At 63.0% G+C, this 12,870-nt stretch carries 14 protein-coding genes; 9 read left to right on the forward strand and 5 right to left on the reverse strand.

The window, feature by feature from the left end:
- The first annotated feature begins 59 nt into the window (after positions 1–59).
- Both GV832_RS16705 and GV832_RS16710 read left to right on the forward strand, forming a co-directional pair.
- On the forward strand, positions 60–530 hold the full coding sequence (locus tag GV832_RS16705) for a UCP036055 family protein (RefSeq protein ID WP_168776024.1): 471 nt from the start codon (positions 60–62) through the stop codon (positions 528–530).
- Between the two features lie 517 nt (positions 531–1,047).
- Positions 1,048–2,106, forward strand: a complete 1,059-nt coding sequence (locus GV832_RS16710) for a hypothetical protein (RefSeq protein ID WP_168776025.1) — start codon at positions 1,048–1,050, stop codon at positions 2,104–2,106.
- Positions 2,107–2,259: 153 nt separating this feature from the next.
- Here the strand turns inward: GV832_RS16710 and GV832_RS16715 are convergent, their stop codons facing one another.
- Entirely contained in the window at positions 2,260–3,147 is an 888-nt protein-coding gene (locus GV832_RS16715; protein ID WP_168776026.1) for an AraC family transcriptional regulator, read from the reverse strand.
- 173 nt (positions 3,148–3,320) lie between these two features.
- Between GV832_RS16715 and GV832_RS16720 the strand changes: the two genes are divergently transcribed.
- Complete coding sequence (locus GV832_RS16720) at positions 3,321–4,346, forward strand: aldo/keto reductase (RefSeq protein WP_168776027.1); 1,026 nt, start codon at positions 3,321–3,323, stop codon at positions 4,344–4,346.
- Positions 4,347–4,406: 60 nt separating this feature from the next.
- On the opposite strand, the gene GV832_RS16725 is transcribed toward GV832_RS16720, so the two are convergent.
- Positions 4,407–5,429: a hypothetical protein gene (locus tag GV832_RS16725; RefSeq protein WP_168776028.1), complete on the reverse strand. Its 1,023-nt coding sequence runs from the start codon at positions 5,427–5,429 to the stop codon at positions 4,407–4,409.
- A gap of 535 nt (positions 5,430–5,964) precedes the next feature.
- Between GV832_RS16725 and GV832_RS16730 the strand changes: the two genes are divergently transcribed.
- Positions 5,965–6,129 (forward strand): hypothetical protein, encoded by a 165-nt coding sequence (locus GV832_RS16730; protein ID WP_168776029.1) that lies wholly within the window; start codon positions 5,965–5,967, stop codon positions 6,127–6,129.
- 167 nt (positions 6,130–6,296) lie between these two features.
- On the opposite strand, the gene GV832_RS16735 is transcribed toward GV832_RS16730, so the two are convergent.
- Positions 6,297–6,593, reverse strand: coding sequence for an H-NS histone family protein (locus GV832_RS16735; protein WP_168776030.1), 297 nt, complete (start codon positions 6,591–6,593; stop codon positions 6,297–6,299).
- A gap of 454 nt (positions 6,594–7,047) precedes the next feature.
- Between GV832_RS16735 and GV832_RS16740 the strand changes: the two genes are divergently transcribed.
- Entirely contained in the window at positions 7,048–7,458 is a 411-nt protein-coding gene (locus tag GV832_RS16740; protein ID WP_168776031.1) for a single-stranded DNA-binding protein, read from the forward strand.
- A gap of 92 nt (positions 7,459–7,550) precedes the next feature.
- Here GV832_RS16740 and GV832_RS16745 read toward each other — a convergent pair whose 3' ends face one another.
- On the reverse strand, positions 7,551–8,540 hold the full coding sequence (locus tag GV832_RS16745; RefSeq protein WP_168776032.1) for a DUF5623 domain-containing protein: 990 nt from the start codon (positions 8,538–8,540) through the stop codon (positions 7,551–7,553).
- 615 nt (positions 8,541–9,155) lie between these two features.
- Here GV832_RS16745 and GV832_RS16750 point away from each other — a divergent pair.
- Entirely contained in the window at positions 9,156–10,352 is a 1,197-nt protein-coding gene (locus GV832_RS16750; protein WP_168776033.1) for a DUF932 domain-containing protein, read from the forward strand.
- Between the two features lie 163 nt (positions 10,353–10,515).
- Complete coding sequence (locus tag GV832_RS16755; RefSeq protein ID WP_168776034.1) at positions 10,516–10,956, forward strand: JAB domain-containing protein; 441 nt, start codon at positions 10,516–10,518, stop codon at positions 10,954–10,956.
- Between the two features lie 119 nt (positions 10,957–11,075).
- Here GV832_RS16755 and GV832_RS16760 read toward each other — a convergent pair whose 3' ends face one another.
- On the reverse strand, positions 11,076–11,402 hold the full coding sequence (locus GV832_RS16760; protein WP_168776035.1) for a hypothetical protein: 327 nt from the start codon (positions 11,400–11,402) through the stop codon (positions 11,076–11,078).
- Between the two features lie 355 nt (positions 11,403–11,757).
- Between GV832_RS16760 and GV832_RS16765 the strand changes: the two genes are divergently transcribed.
- Entirely contained in the window at positions 11,758–12,264 is a 507-nt protein-coding gene (locus GV832_RS16765; protein ID WP_168776054.1) for a DNA repair protein RadC, read from the forward strand.
- Positions 12,265–12,378: 114 nt separating this feature from the next.
- Positions 12,379–12,870 (forward strand): DUF6878 family protein, encoded by a 492-nt coding sequence (locus tag GV832_RS16770; RefSeq protein ID WP_227754491.1) that lies wholly within the window; start codon positions 12,379–12,381, stop codon positions 12,868–12,870.

The following is a 12,870-nucleotide window of genomic DNA, read 5'->3' on the forward strand; positions in this document are numbered from 1 at the left end:
ACAAAATATAACAATATCAATGTAATGAGTGCGTTTCTTCGCATTCAGGATGAGGAATCATGTCTGCAACCCACATCATCGACGCCGCGCCCTTGGGGGCCCTGGTCCGCTACTCCGACGGCAGCCCCAAACCGCCCGCGCGCTTCACCAAGAAGCTGGCCGCATGGGAGCGATCCAACGGCCTGGGCCGTCTTGTGAAGAAGGAGCCGCCCAGGCCCTATCCGACCTGGACCGCTTCCGCATCGTTCACACTGCACGAAGGCAACTTCTCCTCCGACGGGGTCATCCTCGTCACCATCATGCGCAGCCACTCGGCCGACAGTGCCTTGACCTTCGAACTCGTCGAAGTTCCGCAACCCGGGCAGGTCAAGGTGCTTCTGGACTTCGGCGGTTCGACTGAACTCCTGCATCTCGCCGCCAACAGGACGGCAGCAGAGTTGTGGATCGCCCGGGAGGGCTATCGCAATGCAAGGCTGGAAACCGTCGGGACCTGCGACAGCAGGGCAGGGGAGGCGGACCTGGCCGCCTGAGCCTGCCGGCAGACACGAACAAATGCCTTGTCCTGCCCAATTGGCGGGGCAGGGCGGTAAGTTATAGCATCGCCTCGGAGTAGTTGGGTCTCAGTCCGACGACCTACACCCGGCACACCAGGCCGATGCCTGGGCGACATTCCCATCAGTTCTCACAAGGAGTTCGCGCATGGCCGCGACCTGTTTCCCATATGGCTTCCCGACCAGCCACTCGCGGGTCGAACCCTCGCGCGGTCAGCCTTGGCCGCGTTGTGTAAACGCTGAACCCGGCACCTTCGGACACGAGTGCGGCAAGCCTGCGGCCTTTATCGGGACCAACACCATTTCAGGGACTCAAGGCTGCTTCTGCGCCGCCTGCAAAGAAATCGGATATGACGCTAGCCGCTATAGGCAATGGTCAGAATTGCCCTCTATCGGCCCGCGCCAAGATTACGACCCTGACCCGCGCTGAAAGTCATGGGTTGATTGAGCCCAGGGCAACAGAAATACTGCAGCCATTTTGGGAGGCTCGGTAAAATTGCTCTACAAGGATTTGATCGCGACCTACGGGTCTTCATTGGCAGGGCGCTCAACCTTGCTGGACGACAGGGTCTGGCATGTCGTGCCGTCGGAGGATCTTGCCCGCTTCCGACGCTATGCGCTCGATGCCTTGCTGCAAGCCAAGGTCTATCTGATGGATCATTTGGCCGCGACATACGCGGACACGCTGCACGACACCTTGCAAGAGCATGCCCAAGCCTCTGGCACCCAAGCTATGTCCTACCTCGGCGAAATTCAGTTTCCGGCAAAGGTGACCTGGGTCGAATACGACTACGGACAGTTGGGCGTCTCGCGCTTTGAGCGAGGTTCGCTATCTACAACGCATGACGATAGGCCCCACGGCAGCGGTTTGCATGGCTTCCTTATCGACGATCGCGAGGCCGATCATCTGCGTGTCACCTTGTTCGCCCGCGCCGATGAGACAAAAGTCATGGATCCGATGAGCTTCCTCCGGCTCAATCGCAAGCCTTCGGGTCAGTTGGACTATGAGGACGTGAAGTTCGAGTTCAATACATCGATGATCGATTTCTGCATCCGCGTTGGCGAATCCGAAAAGTTGATCGAAGCGAGGCGCACGGTGCATTTGATCAACTCAGGCTCAGACCTGTTCATTCCTTGCGCGCTCTTCGCCATGCTTGTCTCACCTGACTTGGGCGGCATTATTCCAGCGGAGACCGAGACATTCTCCTCCACAGAGGCCAAGACGGCCAAGAAGTTCGGCAAGTCCTGGATTCTTGGAGCTCCCAAATCGCATCTTACGATCCGGATTGGCCCACAGGCTGCGGCCCACTTGCGTGAGCGTGCAGAACGGATCGCCTTTGAACAGCAGAACAATGCAGAGCGGAGTGGCCCCGTACGGCATCGAGTTTCAGAGCACGAGCGGCATTACCGCAGCGGAAAGATCGTCTTGGTCAAAGCCCACGAACGCGGTCATGGTGAGAGGCCAAACATTCCCACCCGGGTTATGGGGCCACGTGAACATGAACCTGCGTTCAATCTTTCTGGCGGCGAGACTGCGGGCCGGGATGAAATCTGATTGTCCCGTGATCTCATTGGTTTGCTTGAACATATCGATGGTGCGACCACCTTGCAGTGGACCGAGTGTCTCGTGTTTTGGGCCATTGCGAAATAGTCGAAGCAAACTCTCGAATGGTCTTCTTGCCGCAAAAGATGTCTGGAGATGATGACTTCACAACTCACCCGCGGGTGCGAGGCCCTTTCGTATTGCGAGCCCATCCCGCCCCGGAGGCGCTCCGAACAGGCGGCGATATTCCCTGCTGAACTGCGAGGGGCTCTCATAGCCGATAGCATAGCCCACCCCCGCCACATCGGCCTGGTCCAACAATAGAAGCCGCCGCGCCTCCTGCAGGCGCAATAGCTTTTGATACTGTACCGGCGTCATCGCCGTCATCGACTTGAAGTGGCGGTGGAAAGTGGCTGAGCTCATCCCCGCGACATCGGCCAGCTGAGAAATGCGCAGTTGGCCTGTGAAGGTCTCGCGGATATGAGAGATCGCCCGACCGATCCGCGCCATGGGGCTGCCTGCCAGCCCGATCTGGCGGAGTTGAGGCCCCATCGGACCCTGCAACAGACGCCAGGTGATCTCGCGCCTGATCAGGGGGGCGAGGATGGCGATGTCCTTTGGCCTTTCACAGAGTCGCATCAACCGGAGCAGCGGTTCTAGCAGATCGGGATCAAGCGCATGGACCGAGAGCGCCGGGGCAGGGGCCGACTCCGGCCAGTCCAACAGCAGCTCGGCGATCACAGAGGGGTCAAGCGTCAGGCTGAAGGCCAGATAGGGGTCTTCCGGTGTGGCGCGTGTGATCTCTGCCCGGATCGGCACTTCCATCGAGGCGATCAGGCATTTGCCCGCATCATATCGAAAGGCGCGGTCAGCCAGCATCGAAGTCTTGGCCCCCTGCACGACAGCGCAGAACGAGGGGCGATAGACCGTGTGGATTGGCCCGGAGGGCGTACTGGCCATGGTCAGATAAAGTCCGTCAATCGGCGTTTCGCGACCATGGGTCCGCCAAAGTCGGATCATGACGTCTTTCAAGGGAGCAAGGGTGGTTTCCATGTCTTGATCCTAGCGCCGAGAGGGATTTCTCGACAGCCCCCGCGCGACGGGAATGAGAGGATTGTGCAAGAGGATGCGAGGATCGGCGTAGCGAGAAGGGTGCACCGCGCGCTATCTTGACCTCAGCCCGGTGGCAGAGGCCCCCGGCTCTTCCCGTTACAAAGGACTATTCCATGCGGTATCGCAAACTCGGCCCCTCGGGCCTCTTGGTGTCTGAACTTTGTCTTGGCACCATGACCTTCGGCGGCTCCGAAGGCATGTGGGGCCTGATCGGCCAATTGCGCCAGGACGAGGCTGATGCCCTGGTAAAGACCTCGGTCGAGGCGGGCATCAACTTTATCGACACGGCCAATGTCTATGCCGGCGGCGAAAGCGAGCGCATCCTTGGCCAGTCGATCCGCAACCTCGGCATTGCCCGCGACGATGTGGTGATCGCGACCAAGGTGCTGGGCCAGATGGGGGAGGGGCCGAATGCGCGCGGCGCCTCGCGGGCGCATGTCTTGGCGCAGGCCAAGGCCAGCCTGACGCGGTTGCAGATGGATCACATCGACCTTTACCAGATCCATGGCTTCGACCCGCTGACGCCCATCACCGAGACGCTGGAGGCGCTGGACACCCTCGTCCGCCAAGGCCATGTCCGCTACATCGGCCTGTCGAACTGGGCCGCCTGGCAGATCGTCAAGGCCGTGGGTATCGCCGAGGCCCGCAAGCTGGCCCCCATCCTGTCTTTGCAGGCCTATTACACGCTGGTCGGCCGCGATTTGGAGCGCGAGGTCGTGCCGATGCTGCAAAGCGAAGGCCTTGGTCTGATGGTCTGGAGCCCTCTGGCCGGTGGCTTCCTTTCTGGCAAGTACAGCGGCGGCCAAGCGTCGAACGAGGGCCGGCGGACGGCCTTCAACTTCCCGCCGGTCAACCTTGAGCGCGGCGATGCCGTGATTCCCGTCATGGGTAGGATCGCGGCGGATAAGGGCTGCAGCGTCGCACAGGTGGCTCTTGCCTGGCTCTTGCATCAACCGGTGGTGACCAGCGTAATCGTCGGTGCCAAACGGGTTGATCAGTTGCAGGACAACATCGCCGCGACCGGGGTGAAACTCTCGCCCGAGGATCTTGGCGCGTTGGACGCGGTGACCAAGCTTCCGGCTGAATATCCCGGCTGGATGATCGAGCGTCAGGCCCAGTATCGCGTGGTAAAGGGCTGATCGCCTTGCGCCGCCCTGGCCAAAGCCTGGGGCGGCGCAACAAAAGCACTGCGGCGCGGGTTAGTCCTCCTCGACCTCGGTGCGCAGGTAGATGTCGTCCGGGCAAACCGCCGTCGGAGCCATGCCCCGATGCGGGTCAGCAAGATAGGCATCGAGATCCGAGGTCGCGGGTGGCCCGCCCAGGAAACCCTCCATCCGGCTGGAAACCTCATACAGGCTTTCGGCTTCCAAGAGGCCCTCGGCGACATAGGCCTGGAAGGTCTCCGTCAACCGGCTCACCAATCCAGCCGCCGCCTCGCGGTCGAGCTTCGCAGTGCCCATCGCATCCAGCCGCACTGCATGGGCAAGCGCGCTCGTAACGATCTCCAGCGCGACCTGGACGTCCGTCAGTCCTTGCGCCCAACGGCTGACAGCCAAGAGCTTCCCTGCATCGGTCAGCTCGAACCCAAGAAGACCTACGGCTTCGCTCAGGCCATCCAGCCGGTCCGACGCTGGGATCTGAAACCCGCTGTCGAGCGGCGTCCCTCCCAGGGTCTCTGTGAAATCCAATGGCGTGAAGCGGCGCGGCGCCGGTGGGCGCTTGCTCTGGGGCGCCGGGCTTGGCGCAACGATGGACGTGACTTCAGGCAGCGGGTCTGGAACTACGACCCTGACCGGTGTGTGCTGCGGCATGCCCATGGGCGCGACATCGACGACTGTGGAAGGCTGCGGCTGCGCTGTCGCGACATCTGAGGTCTCGAGTGGTGCCGGGTCCGGTTGTCGCGGAAATGGCGGGGTTTCCAAAGCCACTGGTGCTGGTTCGGCCGGCACGTGCTCGGCCATTGTTGCCGCGACCTTCTGCCCATAGTCCGTGACGCGTACCCAAAGCGTCTCTCGCGCGCCGAAAAGGCGACGGAAGAAGCCGGGCTGGACTCGGGTCTCTTCGATCAGGCCCTGCTGGCATAGGTTCAGGTAAGGGCGCCCGAGCTCATGCCCACGCGCTCCTGCCAGCACGCGCAGAGCATTGCGTTCAAGTCTCTGGTCGCCGAGAAGCTCAACCAAGACGCTGAACAACTCCGCTTCCAGGGTAGCGTACATGGCCATGGTGATGGTCTCCTTTGGTGAGGGCGCCCAGCTATGCAATTGGCGGTGCAGGTGCAATGGCATTCGTCCTGAGATGTCCCCGGACGCTGTGGCGGACGGAAGGAGGTCGGGCCATTTTGTGCGCGGCGCACCACAAAAGCCTTTGCGCGGACAGTGGTCAATTCACTGATACACCGCGCTCTCCCAAGATGACCTGCCCCCGAACGGTGGGGCAAGGTGACATAGGTCCCATCCCCGTCTCATCTTCCCTGGCCATCATCCTGGCAGCGAAGCTGGCGGCAGTGTGCATCTGCTGGACATCCGGCTCCTGGGGCCTGAGCCCCATCCCCCGCTCGCCCGTCCCTTCCTTGGCCGGAGGCCGGTCTTCGAGATCAACCCACAAGGGCTCGGACTACGGGCAAGCCCGTGCCGCCGGGCGGATTCGGCCCTGATCCTGCAGGGGGCCGAACGCACCCGGTGATGTCAGACCGTCTCAGGCTTTCGAGGTCCTGTCGCGCGGGGGATGGTCCTCCGCCTCCAGACAGGAGCCGAAAAGATGTCCCGCAAAGATGCACATGCTTACGCCGCCAGCCTTGCCGCCACGCTGATGGTTGCCATCGTGGTTTTCCAGGCCGGGGATGGGACCTATGGCGCCGTCCCCGCCGATGAGATCGACGGCGACGAGGTTCTGGTGATTGGTGAGCACGATCCGTGGGCATAAGCCCACGGTCCGTGCAAAGGCCCGGGCGGCGCAGTCGCGCCCCCGGGCCCTTCGCCTGTCCGTCGGCGCGACCGACAGGCACAAGGCGCCGACGCGGCGTCGGCATTGCTCTTCGTGGCAGAAGCAGATCAGCAGAGGCAGCCCCTGAAAGCCGCCGCTTTGTCTGGTCAGCCGGGCAGGATTTTCGGCTTTCCGTCCGCATCGAGGTGAGCGGTGTACCATGCAGGTTTGTGACCTCGGCTGGACCAGGTGATGGTCGGGCTCTCCGGATGCTTGTTGATCGTCGTCGAGGTCGCCCGTTTGCTCTTGGGTCCTTCCTCTGCCGCCAGTTCGTCAAAGGTGTAGCCCAGCTCGTGAGCGAGGATCGCGAACTTGTTGCGGGCCTCCGCCTTTTGCCGGACTTCGCAATGCGTGATCGCCTTGTCGACTGCCTTTGCCAGATCCCGCAGTTCCGCGAGCGACATTGCGCCTAGGTTGAAGCGGCGAAGCAGTTCCCCTCGCGGTCCATCCTCTCCCGGCCGTGCTTGAACGGAGTTTGGGCGGAACGTCCATGGCAGGGCAGGGGGCGAGATGAGGTGAAGCGCAATTCCTCAATTCCCCTTTTGCGGGTTCAATCCTCCTGGGCCTGACATTGCCGGTTGGTTGGTCTGAACTCAGTCTGCTTGGGTTTCTCCTCCCACGGTCTGGCTGAGGCACCTCCCCTTCGACTGACAATCCCCTAAGCCCGTTCGGTCTCCTGCCCGCAACCCCAACTCCTGCCCGGGCCGTGTTGCCCTGTGCCAGGGCTGCCCGCTCCACCCCGGGCCCCCGGGGGTTTCCGGCTGGTCCCTTGGCCCAGCCGTGCTGGCGTCCACCGACAGGCTTTGGCCGGGTCTTGTCGAAGGGATGGTCCCTTCAGACAGACACAGGAGCTACCCCATGCAGAACATCGTCATCCTCGCCGGCAACATCGGTCAGGCCCCGGAGGCCCGCACCACGCAAGGAGGCACGAAGATCGTGCATTTCACCCTCGCCACCTCCCGCCCGCGCCTGGCCGAGGGCCGCCCGATCCGCGACGAGCACGGCTACCGGGTGATGGACACCGAATGGCACCGCATCACCTGCTTCAACGGGCTGGGCAAGTCGGTCGCCGAGAACTGCGAGAAGGGCATGAAGGTCCTCGTCCAGGGCCGGATCCACTACACGAAGTGGACCGATGCGGCGGGCGTGGACCGCTACGGCTGCGAGATCATCGCCGAGAAGGTCGACTTCCTCAGCCGCCCGAAGGCGACCGAGGGCGATGGCCCCGAGCTGGTCGACCGCGACCGCGACGACGAGGTCGGCTTCTAAGCCGACCAACCCCTTGCCCGGCGGGGAGACCCGCCGGGCAAGGATTTCATGGAAACGGAAACCGCAACAGTGCCCAATCCTGCCCCTTGAGTTCAGGGAGCACCAGGCACTGAGGCATTGGCCTTTTCAATCATTGACATCGCCATCTCGATACGCCCGAGCTGGCGTCGCAAGGGTGCGCAGTCGGGGTAGGCTTCAAGCAGCTTACCCTTCAGTGATTGGAGCCAGGCGATAAGATCTGCTCGAGTGCGCAGTGTTTGCCGGAAGGCTTTGTCTTCGTCGGTCTCGCCATAATAGACTTGGAAGAATTCGGGTCTCTGACGTTGTTCAGGCCCTATTTCAAGGCAGAACCAATCTTCGAGGTCCGCGCGGAGGGAACCCAGCCGCATGTACCCCGCGGCGGGAGCGAATTCAGATCCGATCGCCGCTTTGATGATCCTCCCCGCTTCAATGTGCCCTTTGATCCCAAGTTCCCCGATCGGGCGGCGCTGAGATGTTCCTCGCGCGAAGTTGTATGGGACGGTCTTGAGGCTTGCTTCTGGATAAATCATGCCCTTGCACTTTGCGCGCCGCTTCGCCTGCGCGGTCGTGGCCATGGGGCTAACAAACGTTTCCCAAGATGCCGTTGACTCGCCATCCCAGTTCTCAGTGATTGAAGGGTCCGCCATCGAATTGACGCTGCGGAGAAGGCTGTCTATGTCGGAACCACTGCGACCGTCGACGGCGACATAGAGATCACATTCGTATGGTCGGTAAATGCCCGGCCAGGAAGCCTTTTCGACCCGCCATCCATGGCAATCGGCCCAAGCGGTGCGCTCAGCCTCCAGAGCCCTGCTTTCGTAGGGCTCGTCAATAAAGAACCTCTGACCGTTTGACGGATCGACCCAAAATGTCGCGTGATCGCGACCCGGCAATATCTCACCGCTCAAACTTCTGGGTTCGAGCTTGCGCGGATTGCGGTCAGGCAGCAGGCCGGTGGCTTCGATGAATTGCAGGGATCGCGCTGCGGTACAAAGCCCCGCTCGTGCGTAGTCTTGAGACGGTGCAATACTGTCGCAAACAAAATGGTCTTCGGCGACCATCCGAAGGTTCCCAAACCCGCGAGCGGATTTGAGCAAGTGCCTGTTGCAAAGCTCGGCGAGCGGTCTGGTGAGTTGGATCCTCAGCGTCTCTCGGCCGCATTGGAAACGTCGTTCGTTGTCACTCCAATAGGTGGTGAAAAAGACAAGTAACTCTCTCGAGGAGAATCTCTTGGTGGGCAAGCTGCGGCTTGCGTGCGCGAAATTGCTGCACCCAGCCGCCTTTGCAGCGTGGTCAAGCGCTTCCGAATGCTTGAGCCCCTTCCGCTTCCGCAGCTGTGATGCCAAGCGCTTAACCCCGTCGATCGTCGTCGGGCGAACTTCAGATATCAACATAGCGTCTCCCGGCTTGAAATGCTGAGCGTCACTCGCCAACCGCCCATCAAGCCTGAGTGCTTGTTGATGGGATTCTTCTGGAGACTTTCGGCAACGCTGCCAGCAGCTTCGGAACGGCGAGTGCCATGCTCATGCCCAGAGCGTCTTCACTATATTATGCGGCTTGTTGTTTTTCAACTGGATCTCGATTTCGGTTCGAGAGTCCGAGTTTGGCTGGATTTCCTGTGACGGGTTGAGGGTTCGGGAGAGTGGCTCCCGGGCGCCCGTCGCGGAGGGTGACGCATGGGCGTTGTGGAAGTTCTGGATCCGGTTCGCGGGACGAAGGGCGGCTGGAAGGTCGACGTGAGCCAAGGCGAGCGGAACGGGCGGGTCTCGTCCGAATGGTTCAACCGACCGGATGACGAGCGGTATCTCTCGCTCGACAGCCTCTACGCCTCGGTGAAGGGCCGCTCGGAGCGCAGCCGGTCGCGTGTGGTTGAGACCGCCGATATCCGCGTGGAGGCGACGCGCGACAATGCCGAGCGGATGCAGCTGATTCTGCCGAAGGCCCATGAGCCCTTGGCGCCGACGCATTGGGCCTTCGGTCAGCTCGCCAGCATCGTGGGCGCTCCGGCATCCTATCTGCGGCAGCTGCCCGCGCCACTGGCGGCGATCAACCTCCAATACGGTCTCTCGACCCACCGCGCCGAGCAGATCAAGACATTCGAGACCGAGGATGGCCTGACGGAACTGCGCGCCGTCACCGGCCCGGATTATGGCCGGATCCATGACCATGAACTGGTTGAGGCAGTGCAGCGGATCGCGGGCAATGGCACGGGGGACACGCGCTGGAAGGTGCCGGGCGTGCTCGACTGGTCGACCGGGGTCTACAACCCCGATGTCGAGATCAGTCGGGATACGACGACGCTTTATGCCTCGGACCGGGACGTCTTCCTCTTCTTGGTCGATGACCACAACCCGATCGAGGCGGGGCGGCTGGCCGATGGCTCGCCGGACCTCTTCTTCCGGGGGTTTTACTGCTGGAATTCGGAGGTCGGCGCGAAAACGCTCGGGATCGCCAGCTTCTACCTGCGTGCCGTCTGCCAGAACCGCAACCTCTGGGGCGTCGAGGATTTCCAAGAGATCTCGATCCGCCACTCGAAGTATGCGGCCTCTCGCTTCGCGCATGAAGCCGCGCCTGCCCTGACGCGCTTTGCCAATTCCTCGGCGCAGAGCTTCGTGAACGGGATCAAGGCGGCGCGGCAACAGATCGTGGCGCGGACCGATGAGGAGCGCGACGACTTCCTCCGGAAGCGCGGCTTCTCCAAGGCCGAGACCGGCAAGATCATGGATGCGGTGCTGGTCGATGAGGGGCACCCTCCAGAGTCCGTCTTCGACTTCGTCCAGGGCATCACGCGGCTGGCGCGGGACAAGACCCAGCAGGACGCGCGGCTCGACATGGAGGGCCGGGCCAAGAAGCTCCTCGACCGCGTCGGCTGACGCACCGTTCTGGCCGCGCCGTTGACCCCCCTGCCACCTTCGGCGGGGCAGGGGGCTTCGGCACGCCCTTGATCCTTCCTCCCCCTCCCGGGCTTCTCCCTCGTCATCCGCCCAGAGCGGATCGGCGAGGGTACGGCCTCCTAAAGCACGAAAGCATCTCCCCATGACCCCCCAGGAAGAAACCCTGATCCTCGAGGCCCGCGAGGTCCTCGGCCGCTATTTGAACCGGAACCCGGCGCTGACCTCCTGGTCCGCCGTCTGCGACTATTGTGCCCTCAGCGTGAGGGGCGAGGAGGAGCGCTTCCACGTCCTCTACCTCGACCGCAAGAACCGGCTGATCTCTGACGAGCGGATGGCGGTCGGCACCGTGGATCATGTCCCGGTCTATCCGCGTGAGGTGATGAAGCGGGCGCTGATTCTGAACGCCTCGGCTCTGATCCTCGTGCACAACCACCCGTCAGGCGACCCGACCCCTTCAGAGGCTGATCTCGCCATGACCAAGGAGATCCAAAAGGGCTGCCGCTACCTCGGCCTGACGCTGCACGACCACATCATCGTCGGCGCGGGCACCGAAATCTCGTTGCGCGGCCTGGGGAAGATGTGAGCATTCAGGTGGTGCCCGAACGTTCCCGGAGCGCCCTCGAGGAGCGTGCAATGTCTTCGAGACTGGATTACATGCCGCGGAGCATGACCGCCACGGCAACAATTTCTCCCGCTGCCAGGTCAGGAGATCGCACCAGGTGGCAGGCGGCCGGGCTTTGGCGGGTGAATGCGTGACAGGTCTCCCTGAAGGACCCAGCCACGAGAAAGGAGGAGCCAAGCGAGGGACTTGGGTCTACGGAAGGGTTCAGGGGTTGGATATGCCTGTTGCCAGGGAAAGTACGCCATATCCCGAGTTGCGAGGTCCCGACGCTCCCGATCCGCGTACTCAGGATTGAGCCCTTCCACTTGAAGTCCGCTGATTTCGCCGGTCTCGAAGTCGATATCGAACTCCATCCGCGACTTCACTCGCGGGTGATCATCGATGGCGATCACATGGGTCTTGGGCATTGATCCTCCGAGGATATCAAGGACAAAACGATCCGGCTCGAGGGTGTCAACCCTAAGGACATTCTGGGCCGGGACATTTTTGGCCCCCGCTGCACTTGATTGAAGTCTGGCCGCGCGGCCCTGGGAAGGTTTGAAGCCCCAGCGGGCGCCTGACGGTGCCGCAAGATCCGCCAGCTTCACGGGGCGTAGTACCTGCCGCACGGTTCCGCGCGGCCACCTGGGTTTGCCCCGCCTCCGGACTCCTTCGCTTGCGCTGCTTCCGCCCGCCGCTGCCCCTTCGAGGAAGAGGGCGGCGGTTTGGCCTTTGACGGCTGAAGCGAGGGGAGAGGCCCCCGCGCCGTCGGAGGTGATCCCCATGCTCGACCTGTCCTTCTCTGCGTCCCGCCCCAGCACTGCGCTGCCGCCCCTGCCGGGGCTGGTGCCCGATCTCGGCTTGCCCTTCGCTTTGACCGCTGCGCCCGAGCGTCAGCGCGTCGCCTCCGGCGAGGCCCGCCCGGTGATCCTCGCCCGCGCTGCGACGCTGAGCGAGGCCATGGCTGCCGCCATCACCCACGCTGAGGACCTGAACCACGGCGCCGCTCCGCAGATGCTCGCCATTCTCGACCGCGATGAGCGGCTGGTCCTCGCGGGCTCCGCCAGCGACGGTGCCGTCGCCTGGTGCCACCCGGTCCGTTCCGCAGTCGATGCACGGGGCGTGGTGATGGAGGCGAGCCAGTTGCGCGCCGAGGCCCGCCGGGCGCTCGACTGGCACGAGGCCGGCCTGGCCACCCGTCTTCGCCACCGCGCCGAACTCCTCGAGGCCCGACTGGTCGATCCTCTGTGGCGGAGCTTCGCCGCCCGAGCACTGGACCTCGCCGCCTGAGACGAGAGGTCGAGGAGGGCAGGGGGAGATGGCCCTCAGGCGAGATGGAGAGAGCGAGTTGCGCTCGCCGCCGCCTGGGGCTTCCCCCCAATCATCCCATTCCGGAGATCCCAGATGGTTCCCAACCAAGCCACACTCCGTGCGCCGCTGGCGCCGCGCTTCCGCCTTGCCTCGCTTCTCGGGGTGCGCGTCAACCAGCAGGCTCGGATCGAAGCCATGCGCCCGGTCAACCAGGCCCGCCTCTTCGAGGCTTTGGCCGAGGCCGGCATCTCCCACCTGACAGTGGTCTTCACCGGGCTCTGCCCCGCCGCCCGGATCGACAGCATCGCGCCCTGGGCCGGGCCGCATCCGGTCGAGCTTCCCGAGACCCGACTCCGCTACGCTGCCCTGACCTGGGATGCGCCGGAGGTCGAATGGCGCGACCTCAGCCTCGTCGAGGTCGTCGAGCAGATCGTCCTCGATCTCCTTGGCGATCCGACCCTGCGGAAGATCCTCCCCGGCGGCGCCGAGGGCAAGTTCTGCTTCGACGCCAAGGCGCGCACCGTTCAGCTCGACATCAACGAGACCTCGGCCGAGGCCGACGTCGCCGGTCGAGGGGGTCTCTGA

Origin of the sequence: Stagnihabitans tardus, from assembly GCF_009925085.1 — a bacterium.
Lineage (GTDB): Bacteria > Pseudomonadota > Alphaproteobacteria > Rhodobacterales > Rhodobacteraceae > Stagnihabitans > Stagnihabitans tardus.

Coding starts and splice junctions, on each gene's coding strand:
- GV832_RS16705 (WP_168776024.1), top strand. CDS start 60: ATGTCTGCAACCCACATCATCGACGCCGCGCCCTTGGGGGCCCTGGTC.
- GV832_RS16715 (WP_168776026.1), bottom strand. CDS start 3,147: ATGGAAACCACCCTTGCTCCCTTGAAAGACGTCATGATCCGACTTTGG.
- GV832_RS16720 (WP_168776027.1), top strand. CDS start 3,321: ATGCGGTATCGCAAACTCGGCCCCTCGGGCCTCTTGGTGTCTGAACTT.
- GV832_RS16725 (WP_168776028.1), bottom strand. CDS start 5,429: ATGGCCATGTACGCTACCCTGGAAGCGGAGTTGTTCAGCGTCTTGGTT.
- GV832_RS16730 (WP_168776029.1), top strand. CDS start 5,965: ATGTCCCGCAAAGATGCACATGCTTACGCCGCCAGCCTTGCCGCCACG.
- GV832_RS16735 (WP_168776030.1), bottom strand. CDS start 6,593: ATGTCGCTCGCGGAACTGCGGGATCTGGCAAAGGCAGTCGACAAGGCG.
- GV832_RS16740 (WP_168776031.1), top strand. CDS start 7,048: ATGCAGAACATCGTCATCCTCGCCGGCAACATCGGTCAGGCCCCGGAG.
- GV832_RS16745 (WP_168776032.1), bottom strand. CDS start 8,540: ATGGTCGCCGAAGACCATTTTGTTTGCGACAGTATTGCACCGTCTCAA.
- GV832_RS16750 (WP_168776033.1), top strand. CDS start 9,156: ATGGGCGTTGTGGAAGTTCTGGATCCGGTTCGCGGGACGAAGGGCGGC.
- GV832_RS16755 (WP_168776034.1), top strand. CDS start 10,516: ATGACCCCCCAGGAAGAAACCCTGATCCTCGAGGCCCGCGAGGTCCTC.
- GV832_RS16760 (WP_168776035.1), bottom strand. CDS start 11,402: ATGCCCAAGACCCATGTGATCGCCATCGATGATCACCCGCGAGTGAAG.
- GV832_RS16765 (WP_168776054.1), top strand. CDS start 11,758: ATGCTCGACCTGTCCTTCTCTGCGTCCCGCCCCAGCACTGCGCTGCCG.
- GV832_RS16770 (WP_227754491.1), top strand. CDS start 12,379: ATGGTTCCCAACCAAGCCACACTCCGTGCGCCGCTGGCGCCGCGCTTC.